This window comes from Vibrio gazogenes, from assembly GCF_002196515.1.
Lineage (GTDB): Bacteria > Pseudomonadota > Gammaproteobacteria > Enterobacterales > Vibrionaceae > Vibrio > Vibrio gazogenes_A.
Genome location: NZ_CP018835.1, coordinates 36,236 through 49,702, shown reverse-complemented (window position 1 = coordinate 49,702; position 13,467 = coordinate 36,236). Strand labels below are relative to the sequence as shown.

Here is a 13,467-nt window from a genome sequence, read left to right as displayed (position 1 = left end):
CTGCATCTTGAGGTCATTTGGGTATAAAAATATCAACACCAAGCCCCCACGACTATCAATTGTAACAATTGATAGTCGTGGATGAATCTTGCTTCCCTAAATGGCACTTTCACTTTAATATCCATGAAGAAATAAAGCGGATATACAACGGTATATGGATAAAATTTATCATATTCTCACTTTAGTCAGCATTGGTGTCTATTGGTTACTGGTCGCACTGGTGACATTTCGAATCGTCTTTAAAAAAAGAGCAGTCAGCGTCTCTCTGGCCTGGCTGATGGTGATCTATATTCTGCCGATTCTTGGCGTTTTCTGCTATTTCCTCTTCGGAGAGCTCAATCTTGGCAGAAAAAGGGCTGAGCGAGCCAAAGCGATGTCACCTTCTTTCGGCGAATGGTTTACCCAATTGAATGACTGCCAGGCTCATATTACCGAAAATATGGGCGCCCACATCTATAAAATCGATGAACTCTGTAACCATCGTATGGGAATTCCGGCGCTCAGTGGCAATACGCTGGCGCTACAGCGCGATCCGAAGGTCATTCTGAATTCAATCATTGCAGATATTGAACAAGCACAGCGTTCCATTCGCATGGTTTTTTATATATGGCACGTGGGAGGTCTGGCAGATTCCGTCGCCTCGAGTCTCATTCAGGCGGTCAAACGAGGCGTCGATGTCAAAATACTGCTAGATTCTGCGGGCAGCCACCGTTTTATGAAAAGCCACTGGTACCACATGATGACCGATGCCGGTGTTCAGATCGTTCAGGCACTGGAAGTTCGTCCGTGGCGTATTTTTCTGCATCGTCTTGATCTTCGCCAGCACCGAAAAATTATTGTGATTGATGATATGGTAGCTTATACAGGCTCAATGAATCTGGTTGATCCCGCGTTTTTCAAGCAGGACTCAGGGGTCGGTCAGTGGATTGATATTATGGTCCGTCTCACTGGGCCAACCGTAAATGTGCTGGCAGCGATTCATTGCTGGGATTGGGAGTTTGAAACCGGCGTCAGAGAGTTTCCACAAGTTCCCTTGTGTCGCATTGATGACGGTTTACCCCGCCATCCGATTCAGGTCGTCCCATCCGGGCCGGGAATGCCCGAATACTTGATTTCTCAGGCACTCATTCTCGCAATTCATCAGTCCAATGAGTCTATCAGAATCACTACTCCTTATTTCGTGCCTAGCTCCGAGCTACTCTCAGCACTGAAAACCGCTGCACAACGGGGAATTCGCATTGATCTCATTATTCCCCATAAGAATGATTCAACCATGGTCAAATGGGCTTCTCGATCTTTCTACGGTGAGTTGCTGGATATCGGTATCGCCATCTATGAGTTTTATGGGGGCCTGCTCCACACCAAATCCGTTGTTATCGATCAACAGTTTTGTCTGGTCGGTACCGTCAATATGGACATGCGTAGCCTATGGTTAAATTTTGAAGTCACACTGGCTGTTGATGATATTGAATTTACCCAAAAGCTATCGCAATTACAGGATGAATATATTGAGCAGTCCTATCCCGTGACGGATGAAGCATGGCAAAACCGGCCCCATTACAACCGGCTTTTAGAACGGATTTTCTACCTTTTTAATCCATTATTGTGAGTTTTTTTATTCTCAGGGTTGAATGCATATCTCTCCCATGTTTTAAATAAATAATCACTACATTCGCCTCAAAGGACTTTGCATGTCAGAAGGAAGAAAAACGAAGTTTGTGACCACGGGTCGTAAAAAAGAATGGACACAAGGCGCGGTGAACCCGCCAGTACAACGCGCTTCCTCTATTATTTTCGATTCCGTCGCCGCCAAAAATCACGCAACGATCAACCGGACCAATAAAACGTTGTTCTATGGTCGTCGTGGTACCAATACACATTTTGCGTTTCAAGAAGCGATGACCGATATCGAAGGGGGTGCCGGATGTGCACTGTATCCTTGTGGTACGGCAGCCATTACCAATGCCATTCTCTCGTTTGTGTCTACCGGTGACCACATCCTGATGGTCGATACTTGTTACGAACCAACCCGCGATTTCTGCGAAACCATCATGAAAAAGATGGGGATTGAAACCACCTATTATGATCCGATGATCGGTGAAGGTATTGAATCCCTGATTCGCCCGAATACGAAAATTCTATTTACCGAATCTCCCGGCTCGATCACGATGGAAGTTCAGGATATCCCGACTCTATCGCGGATTGCTCATGCGCATGACATCATCGTGATTCTCGATAACACGTGGGCCGCAGGTGTGAACTTTTCCCCCTTTGAACACGGTGTGGATATCTCAGTCCAGGCTGCCACTAAATATATTGTCGGTCATTCTGATAGTATGTTGGGCACCGCTGTTGCCAATGAAAAATGTTGGGAGCAACTGCGGGAACAAAGCTATTTGATGGGTCAATGTGTCTCCCCTGACGATGCTTATTTGGGATTGCGCGGTATCCGGACGTTGGATGTTCGACTCAGACAGCATGCTGAAAACAGTTTGAAAGTGGCTCGCTGGCTGGCAGAACGCCCGGAAGTGGATCATGTCCGTCATCCGGGACTGGAAACGTGCCCGGGACATGAATATTTCCAACGGGATTTCACCGGAGGGAACGGTTTGTTCTCGTTTGTCTTGAAAACCAGTCACCCTCGGGCAACAACGGCTTTGCTCGATAACATGCAACATTTCAGTATGGGATATTCATGGGGTGGGTTTGAAAGTCTTATTCTTGCCAATGAACCGAAAAGCTTCAATACATTACGCACAGTTGCGCATCCACACTTTACCGGAACGCTGGTTCGTATTCACATCGGCCTTGAAGATCCCGATGATTTAATTGCTGATCTAGCCGCAGGTCTTCAGCGTTATCAGGAAGCTCTCGACGCTGTCTCAGTCTGATAACATCAACACCACGATGAAGACGGTGCTCTCCGGTGTTTGAAATATTCAACACCGGAGACTCTGGACAGATTGCCAGCCTTATCCCCGACAACACCTTATAAATCCCGAAATGCCTTATTGACTTTGAATGCATCGGATGTCACATAAGCCTCAACCTGACAAACTTTAACTTCAACCTTATCCAGCTCCTGCGATAAATTATGGAGTAGCTGGTGAGCCGAAGCCCCCTGCTTCCAGGGGCGACTTTTTAACTTATGTTCACGCTGCATCTGAACGGTCTGATCGTAATCTTCCGGCTGTTTTTCCAACATTAGGCTGAGCGCAATGTACGCCAGAATAACCAGAAAGCCGCCCCCTAATAATGTAGCGGACAAAACAATGATTCTGACCAGCCACGCTTCCAGTTCAAAATAATTGGCAACACCGGCACACACACCTGATATTTTGCCATGGCGAGGATCCCGATACAGGGATTTATGCACCGTCATAATGTGACCTCCAGTTTGGCGTTTCATCATCTAGAATTTTTTCTAACGTATGAACACGCTGTTGTAGAGAATCCGCTTTTGCCGACAAAGCCGCCAACTGTTCATAGTCTTCCTGACTCAAACCACTCTCTGAACGTTTTTTGCTTCGATAGTGAAGAATCAGCCACAAAGGTGCCACCACCACCATAAAGACAATCAGTGGTACAGACACAAGCATCACTAACATAATTATTCCTTATTCTGACTGATCTTTTTTCAGCGCCTGTTTCAACTTCGCCAGCTCGCTATCAATTTCATCCTGAGCCTGAAGATCGGCAAACTCTTGCTCTAAGGTCTTCCCTTGCCCGGCTTGATCATAAATATCCGCTTCAGCTTCAAGCTCATCGACACGTCTTGAAAACTGATCAAATTTTGCCATCGTTTCATCGGTACGGTTGCGCTGCAAATGCTTTTGCACATCACGACGCTTCCCCGCAGTCTGTGCCCGAATCATCATCGCCTTCTGTTTGGCTCTGGTTTCGGTAATTTTAGTTTCTAATTTGGTGATTTCATCCGCCAGTTTATCAATGGTTTCTTCAACCAATGTAAACTCTGTTTTTAAACCTTTAATCGTGTCCTGCAACTTCTGCTTTTCTATCAGCGCAGCACGGGCCAGATCTTCTCGCTCTTTCGCCAGTGCCAGAGATGCTTTTTGTGTCCACTCTTCAATCTGACTGTCGAGAGACTCTATTTTTCTCAACAGCTCTTTTTTATCTGCCAGCACTTTGGCAGAGTGGCTGCGAACCTCAACCAATGTGTCTTCCATCTCCTGAATAATCAGACGAATCATTTTTTCAGGGTCTTCTGCTTTATCAAGTAATGCACTGATATTAGAATTTACAATATCTGCAAATCGGGAAAAAATGCCCATATGATGTTTCCTCTTGTTTACATGGTCTGTTCATACGATATGCTTGTTCAGACTATACAAAACCTATGCCATATTTAAAAAACGATAAAAATCAAACAATTAACACCTTCCAGAGTTATTCCGCTTCACAACGTTTGTATTTATAACCACTTTTTGGTTAATCTGACCATTATTTGATGATTGAAACTGCTTATTGGAACAGCCCATGAAAATTAACCTGATTGGTGAATCCCCCTATTTTCTGGCCGTGCTGGAAAAAGCGTCTCATCTGGCTCAAATCAATCGACCCGTCTTAATTTTAGGGGAACGGGGAACCGGTAAAGAACTGATTGCCCAGCGTATCCATTATTTGTCCCATCGATGGGAACATCCGATGGTTTCTCTCAATTGTGCTGCCCTTGCCGAAGGCGTAATTGACTCCGAACTGTTCGGTCATGAAGCCGGTGCTTTTACCGGTTCAAAAGGACGTCACCAAGGCCGCTTTGAACGGGCAGAGCATGGCAGCCTGTTTCTTGATGAGCTGGCAGCAGCACCGCTGAATGTCCAAGAAAAGTTGCTACGGGTGATTGAATATGGGGAATATGAACGCGTGGGTGGTTCAAAAACACTCAAGACTGACGTCCGCCTGATTTGTGCGACCAACGGTGATTTATTATCCATGGCCGGACGTCACGAATTTCGCGCAGATTTATTAGATCGGTTAGCCTTTGATATTATTCACCTGCCACCACTGCGGGAAAGAACAGAAGATATTTTACTGCTTGCCGAACACTACGCCATACGGATGTGTCATGAAATTGAACGCCCCTACTTTGCCGGGTTCAGTCAACAAGCCCGGGACCAATTACTGGGCTATCACTGGCCCGGAAACATCCGCGAATTAAAAAACGTGGTTGAGCGCGCGGTCTATCAGCATCGTTCAGTCGATGACCCAATCGACGAGTTAGTGCTGGATCCATTTCAGTGTCAGTGGCAACTGCCACCATCAGATAACAATGCCCCCGATGAAGCAGATGTTCATGCAGCACAAAACATTCCGGCCCGTCAAGACGCGCCTCACGCGAGTGACATTGAATTTCCACTCAATTTCAGAGCATGGGTAGACACACAAGAACGCCACGTCATTATGCAAGCACTGACCCAAGCCAAATATAATCAAAAAAATGCCGCTCCGTTATTAGGATTAAGCTATCATCAATTAAGAGGTCTGATCCGAAAATATCAGCTCATCACTAAAAATGAGTAGGTTATGAATCAATTTCAATGTGTTTTTCATTGGTTCACTCATATAAAAGTGGTAAATTAGCCGCTTGTTTGAGGCAGATTTCTGTGGCTAAGAGAGCCTCGTTTCATATATTCGCTTTTAAAATGAAAATACTGATAAAACTCACCTTGAGTTTCTGCGGTCTGGGACTCTTAACAGGCTGTAATGACCAGAATACCGATCATAGCGAAATCAGACAGACAGGCTTCGTCTACTGTGGGCAGGGAACACCGGATACGTTTAACCCTCAACTGGTTGATAGCGGCATTACTGCTGAATCCCTCGGCCCCCAAATTTATGACACGTTGCTTGTTCTGGATCCTGAAACACAGCGCCCTTCACCGAATCTGGCGGAGCGCTGGACAGTCAATGAACAAGGTACGGTATATACGTTCCATCTCCGTCATCATGTGGCTTTTCAGCAGACGAAATGGTTTAGCCCATCGCGTAACCTGAATGCTGACGATGTCGTATTTAGCTTTGATCGGATCCTCAGCTCCTACAATCCATTTCACAATGTCGGTAACAGTCGCTATCCGTGGTTTGCCGGTATTAACTTCAAACATCTGGTCAAAAGTGTTGATGCACTGGATCCCTATACCGTCCAGTTCACATTACGACGCCCCGACAATAGCTTTCTGGCAAATATCTCTACCACACATGCGGTGATTCTCTCAAAAGAATACGCTGATCAACTGATTTACGCTGATGAAAAGTCAATGATTGACACCCATCCCGTCGGGACGGGGCCTTTTTATCTTGATGAAATGCAGGTGAGCGACTTTATCAGACTGAAAAGGCATCCACTTTACTGGAAAGGTCTGCCGAAAATGCAGCAGGTTGTGTTTGATATTGCCCAGCGCGGTACCGGCACGCTGGCAAAATTGCTGCGAAATGAATGCGACGTCCTCAGTACGCCAATCTCGAGCCAGATTCCGATCATCGAACAGCAAAAGCATATTTCACTCAGCTCGACGCCTGCCATGAATGTGTCTTTTATCGCAGTAAATACAACTCACCCGGCGATCAGTGATCCTCGTGTACGCAAAGCATTGAGTTTTGCGATAAACCGACAAAATATTTTAGATTCTGTTTATTATGGCACCGGCAGGATTGCCTATAACATTTTGCCCCCGACCTCTTGGGCCTATCAAAAGGATGCTGTTCAGGTACGTTATGATCACAGTTATGCACTCGGACTGTTACGGGATGCCGGCTTCAGTAACGGATTAGAGCTCTCCATGTTGGTTCCGCTCGAACCGACTGCTTATAATCCGAGTCCACGGAAAACCGCAGAGCTCATTCAAGCAAACCTGAAAGATATAGGCATTAAGTTACACCTCATCCCTGAAGAGCGGATTGACCGACAAAATCGCTCCGATTATGCCGACGTTGACTTATATCTGACCGGTTGGTCAGGGCGAACAGGCGATCCGGATAGTTTCCTGCGCCCAATTCTCTCCTGTGATGCGAGAGGAGAAGGCATCAATCTGTCCAAATGGTGTAATGAAGATTTTGATTTTCTGCTGAATCTGGCATTAGAAGTTGACCGTCATCGTTATCGACTCAATCTTTACAAGCAGGCACAAAATATCATTAATCAAGAATTCCCAGTGATTCCGATTGCCCACGGAATGCAATTTAAAGCATATAATGATTCATTGACTGGTTTTCAGCTGAGTCCATTTAATGTGCAGCCTTTCAATATGGTTGAGAGGATAAAATAATGCTTCTCTATACAATCCGTAAATTTAATCTTTTTATCATCACCTTATTGATTTTAACGTTGATCGGATACAGCATTCTCAGATTTGATCCTTACTCCCACTGGGCACTCGAGAATTTTTGGCAAGGATGGTTCACTTATGTGTCGGAAATTAGTCAGCTTAATTTTGGCGTCAACCGCTCCGGCACCCCTGTCATCGATGAATTAGTGATCGTGTTCCCGGCCACCCTTGAACTGTGTCTATTTGCTTTTCTGATTTCATTAACCATCGGTATCCCCATCGGGACAATCGCGGGGATGAAACAAGGAAAGTGGATCGATACCGTCATTTCCTTTGTGTCAATGTGTGGCTACTCAGCACCCATTTATTGGATCGCGCTGATGCTGTTGCTGGTCTTCTCACTCAATTACGAAATTTTCCCGGTCTCCGGTCGTTATGACCTGCTTTATAATATTAAGCATGTGACAGGATTTGCACTGATTGACGCTTTTCTGTCAAAAAGTGTTTACCGCCCTCAGATTCTACAAAGCGTAATTTCCCATCTGATTCTCCCCTGCACCGTGCTGGCGCTGGCTCCGACCACACAAGTCATTCGATTAATGCGGACATCCGTAGCAGACGTCATGAATCAGAACTATATTCGGGTAGCGAGAATTCGCGGCCTCTCGCAGTATCAAATCATCAGGGAACATGTGCTTCGCAATGCAATTCCGCCGATTATTCCGAAATTCGGGGTTCAACTCTCGACCATGCTGACGTTTGCGATTATCACCGAATCAATCTTTAACTGGCCGGGAATCGGCAGGTGGCTGCTGGATGCTTTAGCCAATGAAGACTTAGTTTCAATTCAGGCCGGCGTGATTTCAGTCTCAACACTGGTGCTTACCGCAAACGTTTTATCTGATTTACTTGGCGCCCTGATCAACCCGTTCGTAAGGAAAGCTTGGTATGCTAACAAATAATATCTATCAAGAAGAGCATATCCCCACCCCATTTGAACGATTCTGGCGGAGTTTTCGTCATAATAATCTGGCAATGTTCGGTCTATGGTGTCTGCTGGCTCTAATCCTCATTACTGTGTTTGCCCCTTGGATCGCCCCACATGATGCACAGGCACATACCAGTCATTTACTTGTTCCTCCGTCTTGGGATCCGGCAGGCTCGGTCGAATACTTTTTTGGTACCGATGATCTTGGCCGGGATATTCTATCCCGCTTAATTGAAGGGACACGGCATTCTTTTGGTAATGCCGTACTCCTGACCATATTTGCCACATGTGTCGGTTCGGTTATCGGTATCGCGGCAGGCATGACCTCCGGATTGCTTTCGAGTATTCTGAATCACTTGATGGACACCATCATGTCGATCCCATCCCTCCTGCTCGCTATTATTTTTGTTGCGATTCTTGGGGTTGGCGAATCCAATATTCTACTGGCAATCGGGCTGGCTCTGATTCCCCGCTTTATTCGCTCCGCCTATACCGCAGTCCACAATGAAGTCGGCAAAGATTACATCTTGGCCGCCAGACTGGACGGCGCAAAAGACATTTACCTGCTGTGGTACTCGATTTTACCCAATATTTTATCGACCATCGTATTAGAGATTAACTTTGCAATGACGGTTGCCATCTTAGATATCACCTCACTTGGTTTTCTAGGACTAGGGGCTCAGTCATTCACTTCTGAATGGGGCGCAATTCTGGGAGACTCCGTAGAACTACTTTATCTCGCGCCTTGGACTGTGGTTCTGCCCGGATTGACAATTATGTTTACCGTTATTATTGTCAACCTTGTGGGTGAAGGGGCTCGTCAATCACTCAACGAGGGGGTCGAATAATGCCAATGCTGGATATTCGTCATCTGACGATTGAAATCGATACACCACAAGGGCTCGTCAAAGCGGTTGATCGCATCAGCCTGACCATGGGTGAAGGTGAAATTCGTGGTTTGGTGGGTGAATCAGGTTCAGGTAAAAGTCTGGTTGCCAAAGCCATTGTCGGTGTGTGTAAAGAGAACTGGCGTATTACTGCCGATCGGATGCGGCTGGGCAATATCGATTTGCTGCAACTGACCCCACGAGAGCGTCGGCGTGTGATTGCCCGCGATATCGCCATGATCTTTCAGGAACCGTCAACGTGCCTTGATCCCTCAGATGAGGTGGGTAAACAGTTAATCGAAGCCATCCCGTCCCATACATTTAAAGGGTCATGGTGGCAACGGTTTTCATGGCGTAAAAAACAAGCCATTGCTTTGCTGCATAAAGTGGGGATTAAAGATCACCAGCGTATTTTAAAAAGCTATCCCTATGAAATTACCGATGGTGAATGTCAGAAAGTGATGATCGCAATGGCGATTGCCACACAACCCAAACTACTGATAGCTGATGAGCCAACCAATGACCTCGACCCAATCACACAGTCGCAAATACTGCGCCTGTTAAGCCGGATGAATCAGGTCAATAACACCACAATCCTATTGATCGGGCACGACCTGACCACCATTACACAATGGGCACATCGTATCACGGTAATGTACTGCGGGCAGTCAATCGAGTCGGCGATGACCAATAATATTTTGGCCACACCAAAACACCCGTATACTGTCGCTTTACTCACAGCCATGCCAGATTTCAGTTCATCCATCCCCCATAAGCAGAAGTTAAACTCACTGCCGGGGTCTATTCCACCATTGCAACATTTACCGATTGGTTGTCGGCTCGGCCCAAGATGCCCCTATGCACAACGCCAATGTGTTGAAATGCCGAAAAGCCGTTGGATTAAAAATCATAAATACTCCTGCCACTATCCGCTGAATATGGAAGAGACCCAATGACGATTCCTCTGTTAGAAGTTTCTGATTTATCGAAAACTTTTACTACCCGTCCCAGCTTATTTAAGAAAAAAGTTCATCATGCTGTTGAATCGGTAGATTTTACACTGGAAGTCGGTCAAACCATTGGATTCATCGGCCAGAACGGTTCGGGCAAGTCAACGCTTGCTCGGATGTTATCAGGTATGGTCGAACCGACAACGGGAGAAATTCGGGTGAATGGCGAACGTCTGGAGCATAAAGATTATGCGACCCGGTGTAAGCTCATCCGCATGATTTTTCAGGATCCAAATACATCACTGAATCCGAAAATTCAGATTGGACGCATTTTGGAAGGGCCGCTGAAACGGAATACAGAAATGTTACCCGAGGCGCGCCTGAAACGGGTGAAAGATACTTTATTACGGGTGGGGCTTCTCCCCGAACATGCCTATTTTTATCCTCAAATGCTGGCAACAGGACAAAAACAGCGGGTGTGTCTCGCCAGAGCCCTGATTTTACAGCCATCAATCATTGTTGCCGATGAGGCATTAAATGGTCTGGATATGGCAATGCGCTCGCAAATCATTAATCTATTGATGGAGTTACAGGAGGAAATGGGCGTGTCTTTCGTCTATGTTTCTCAGCACCTTGGCGTGATTAAGCACATTACCGATAAAGTCATCGTCATGCACGAAGGTAAGGTGGTTGAATCCGGTTATACTGAAAAGGTTCTGTCGAATCCGCAACACATCATCACACAGCGCATGATCGAAAGTCACTTCAGTCGCATCCCAGAGTTCGGGACGGAAGATTAATATGCAGTGGCGACTGCTGGGCTGGTTAATGATAACCATGAGCCTCAGCAACGCAGCGCTCGCTGAATTACCGACATGGGAACGTCCGGCGTTTATTCAGAATGCTTTCTTTCATGTCGCCCTTGAGTACGAATTTACATCGGTAAAAACACCGCGTCTCGCTAAGTGGACTCACCCGATTCGCGTGTGGTTTAAGCATGATGTTGGTGCTCAAGCGTTACATGAAAAGATGGCCCGGCTCCATTTGACTCATCTTGAACAACTGACACATATCCCTATCACGATAGTGAATCAACGTGCTGATGCCAATTTTATTTGGTACTTTACCCGTCAGTCTCAGTGGCGCAAGATTATTCGTACCGAGCTCGGAGAAAAAGCCTTAAAAAATACTTATGGATCCGTTTGTATGTTCGGCGTAAAGCTTGATCCCGACAGCCATGAAATCCGGCATGCAACCGTGGTTATTCCTGTCGACCAAGCTCGCTCTCACGGTAAACTGCTCGGATGTATTATTGAAGAATCAACCCAGGCACTGGGATTATTCAATGACTCGGAACAGGCTTATCCTTCCATATTTAATGATAAAACCCCCGATGATTTTCTATCACCTTTGGACATCGTTCTACTGGAACTTCTCTACGAGCCAACCCTTCAACCCGGCATGACCACCTCAGCGCTTCAACAACCTCTCAAACAGTTACTATTGCAATATCAACAGCAAGGAAAACTCAAGCAAGCTTTATCTCAATCCAAGCGCGCCCCAATCATCGAGCAGTTTGGCCAGTAAACGTCATGATGAAAGTTAGCCATCATTGATTCTAGTTGTGGTTATCCCCCAAATTCAGATAGAGTAAACATTCCGTCCCTCAATTTAACCGCCTGTAATGAAAAGCGTCATTGATATTTCTTGGTGGCAGTTGGCAATATTTAGCCTGACACTGCTTATTCCTATCGCGATCAGTTTCCGATACCGATTGATGATCAGCAAAGAGATCATTATCTCTGTGTGCCGAATGGGGCTACAACTCTGTTTAGTCGGTGTGTACTTGGAATATTTATTCGCACTGAACAGTCTTGTGGTCAATGCCTGCTGGCTATGCCTGATCATCGGGGTTGGTGCGAGCGCCATTCTATCAAAAGCCCATTTGCCGAAACGCCGGTTAATCATTCCTCTGATGGCAGGAATGATGATTGGCTTACTGCCTATGTTAGCTGTACTGTGCCTTTTGATGGTTCAACCGGTGCCCTTTTACAATACTCAATACATGATCCCTTTGGCTGGCATGCTGATGGGAAATACACTGAGTGGCAATATCGTTGCCCTGCAAAATCTATTTACAGCCTATCACGACCGCCGCAGTGAATACGAAGCCGCAATATCTTTGGGCGCATCTCCCCGCTATGCATCACGGCCATTTATTCAAAATGCAATACAAAAAGCGAATGCCCCGATTTTAGCGTCTATGGCAAGTATTGGCTTGGTCACTTTACCGGGAATGATGACGGGACAGATTTTAGGTGGCGCTTCACCATTTATCGCCGCCAAATACCAGTTTATGATTATGATTGCGATTTTCGTGGTGCTGAATATTTCTCTTGCACTATCGATAGAATATATGCTGAAAGCCGTACTGACGAAGGAAGGTAAGGTCTTGGTTCAGTTCAAGAAAAGCCCAACTGACTAACGTGCTAAAATTGTGCAAAAAATGTTCTTTTTTGTGCACGTTCGTTTTTTAAATCAAAATGTTATTGTTACTCACTGCCTTTAAAACATCTTATCCACAGATTTTGTGGATAAGTGCGACGGTGTTCGTCGAGGGTAATGCTCGAACATATGAGAAAACATTACTTTATTCAGGATATGTTATTGAACAAAGCTGAATTACTGTATAGTGAATTAATAAAATTCAATAGGTTACAGAAACTCATTAAAAAACCCTGATATGAAACTAGCCATATCAGGGTTCATCATCGAAAATGACGTGCTATCAGTGATTTTCTTCACTCAGAAGATCATCTTTAGCCGCGAGCAAATATTGCCACATCGACCAGTAAGTCAAAATCGTTGCGACATAAATTGAGATATATCCTAACCAGATCATCCAGTCATCATAGCGCCAAATTAATGCGAGCAACGCAAACATCTGTGTCATGGTTTTCACTTTACCAATCCAAGATACCGCGACACTGGCACGCTTACCAATCTCTGCCATCCATTCCCGCAGCGCCGAAATGATGATTTCTCTGGCAATCATGGTCACAGCAGGAATGGTAATCCAGATGCTGTGGAAATGTTCTGTAATCAAGATCAATGCCGTCGCAACCAAAACTTTATCTGCAACCGGGTCGATAAATGCACCGAAACGAGAGGTTTGTTGTAATTTTCTCGCGAGCATTCCATCAAGCCAGTCAGTAATACCGGCAACCCAGAACACCACTGCCGCAGCAAAAGAAGACCAGCTGTAAGGCAAATAAAAAGCGACAACGAATACCGGAATAAGGAAAAGTCGAATCAGGGACAATATATTGGGGATATTTAAACGCATATGCTTCGCTCTT

General features: G+C 45.6%; 14 protein-coding genes. 10 read left to right on the top strand and 4 right to left on the bottom strand.

The features are described 5' to 3' along the window. Positions 1 to 154: 154 nt before the first annotated feature. Both cls and BSQ33_RS00230 read left to right on the top strand, forming a co-directional pair. On the top strand, positions 155 to 1,609 hold the full coding sequence (gene cls / locus BSQ33_RS00235) for a cardiolipin synthase (RefSeq protein WP_021020434.1): 1,455 nt from the start codon (positions 155 to 157) through the stop codon (positions 1,607 to 1,609). Between the two features lie 82 nt (positions 1,610 to 1,691). After that, complete coding sequence (locus BSQ33_RS00230) at positions 1,692 to 2,891, top strand: cystathionine beta-lyase (RefSeq protein WP_021020435.1); 1,200 nt, start codon at positions 1,692 to 1,694, stop codon at positions 2,889 to 2,891. Positions 2,892 to 2,989: 98 nt separating this feature from the next. Here the strand turns inward: BSQ33_RS00230 and pspC are convergent, their stop codons facing one another. From pspC to pspA, 3 genes are read right to left on the bottom strand one after another with little or no spacing between them, the layout of a single operon-like run. Further along, positions 2,990 to 3,409 carry an envelope stress response membrane protein PspC gene (gene pspC, locus BSQ33_RS00225; RefSeq protein ID WP_085049872.1) on the bottom strand — a complete coding sequence of 140 codons (420 nt, stop codon included), beginning with the start codon at positions 3,407 to 3,409 and terminating at the stop codon, positions 2,990 to 2,992. Further along, the gene (pspB, locus tag BSQ33_RS00220) at positions 3,369 to 3,608 is read right to left on the bottom strand and encodes an envelope stress response membrane protein PspB (RefSeq protein ID WP_021020437.1); all 240 of its coding nucleotides are present in this window, start codon (positions 3,606 to 3,608) and stop codon (positions 3,369 to 3,371) included. The genes pspC and pspB overlap by 41 nt, the downstream gene beginning before the upstream one ends. Positions 3,609 to 3,617: 9 nt before the next feature. Next, on the bottom strand, positions 3,618 to 4,292 hold the full coding sequence (pspA, locus tag BSQ33_RS00215) for a phage shock protein PspA (protein ID WP_021020438.1): 675 nt from the start codon (positions 4,290 to 4,292) through the stop codon (positions 3,618 to 3,620). Positions 4,293 to 4,497: 205 nt separating this feature from the next. On the opposite strand from pspA, the gene pspF reads away from it, so the two are divergent. The 8 genes from pspF to BSQ33_RS00175 all read left to right on the top strand — a co-directional run bounded on the left by pspF (position 4,498) and on the right by BSQ33_RS00175 (position 12,593). Further along, the gene (pspF, locus tag BSQ33_RS00210) at positions 4,498 to 5,538 is read left to right on the top strand and encodes a phage shock protein operon transcriptional activator (RefSeq protein WP_088132846.1); all 1,041 of its coding nucleotides are present in this window, start codon (positions 4,498 to 4,500) and stop codon (positions 5,536 to 5,538) included. A 122-nt stretch (positions 5,539 to 5,660) separates the two neighbouring features. Then, complete coding sequence (sapA, locus tag BSQ33_RS00205) at positions 5,661 to 7,283, top strand: ABC transporter substrate-binding protein SapA (protein WP_021020440.1); 1,623 nt, start codon at positions 5,661 to 5,663, stop codon at positions 7,281 to 7,283. Then, positions 7,283 to 8,245, top strand: coding sequence for an ABC transporter permease (locus BSQ33_RS00200; protein ID WP_021020441.1), 963 nt, complete (start codon positions 7,283 to 7,285; stop codon positions 8,243 to 8,245). Before sapA ends, BSQ33_RS00200 begins: the two co-directional genes overlap by 1 nt. After that, the gene (locus BSQ33_RS00195) at positions 8,232 to 9,119 is read left to right on the top strand and encodes an ABC transporter permease subunit (protein WP_021020442.1); all 888 of its coding nucleotides are present in this window, start codon (positions 8,232 to 8,234) and stop codon (positions 9,117 to 9,119) included. The genes BSQ33_RS00200 and BSQ33_RS00195 overlap by 14 nt, the downstream gene beginning before the upstream one ends. After that, positions 9,119 to 10,114: an oligopeptide/dipeptide ABC transporter ATP-binding protein gene (locus BSQ33_RS00190; RefSeq protein WP_021020443.1), complete on the top strand. Its 996-nt coding sequence runs from the start codon at positions 9,119 to 9,121 to the stop codon at positions 10,112 to 10,114. Before BSQ33_RS00195 ends, BSQ33_RS00190 begins: the two co-directional genes overlap by 1 nt. Then, positions 10,111 to 10,908, top strand: coding sequence for an ATP-binding cassette domain-containing protein (locus BSQ33_RS00185; protein WP_021020444.1), 798 nt, complete (start codon positions 10,111 to 10,113; stop codon positions 10,906 to 10,908). The genes BSQ33_RS00190 and BSQ33_RS00185 overlap by 4 nt, the downstream gene beginning before the upstream one ends. 1 nt (position 10,909) lies before the next feature. Continuing rightward, the gene (locus tag BSQ33_RS00180) at positions 10,910 to 11,695 is read left to right on the top strand and encodes a DUF2927 domain-containing protein (protein ID WP_021020445.1); all 786 of its coding nucleotides are present in this window, start codon (positions 10,910 to 10,912) and stop codon (positions 11,693 to 11,695) included. 97 nt (positions 11,696 to 11,792) lie between these two features. Further along, complete coding sequence (locus tag BSQ33_RS00175) at positions 11,793 to 12,593, top strand: ABC transporter permease (protein WP_088132845.1); 801 nt, start codon at positions 11,793 to 11,795, stop codon at positions 12,591 to 12,593. A 303-nt stretch (positions 12,594 to 12,896) separates the two neighbouring features. Here the strand turns inward: BSQ33_RS00175 and pgsA are convergent, their stop codons facing one another. Continuing rightward, entirely contained in the window at positions 12,897 to 13,454 is a 558-nt protein-coding gene (gene pgsA, locus BSQ33_RS00170) for a CDP-diacylglycerol--glycerol-3-phosphate 3-phosphatidyltransferase (RefSeq protein WP_021020447.1), read from the bottom strand. Positions 13,455 to 13,467: the final 13 nt, after the last annotated feature.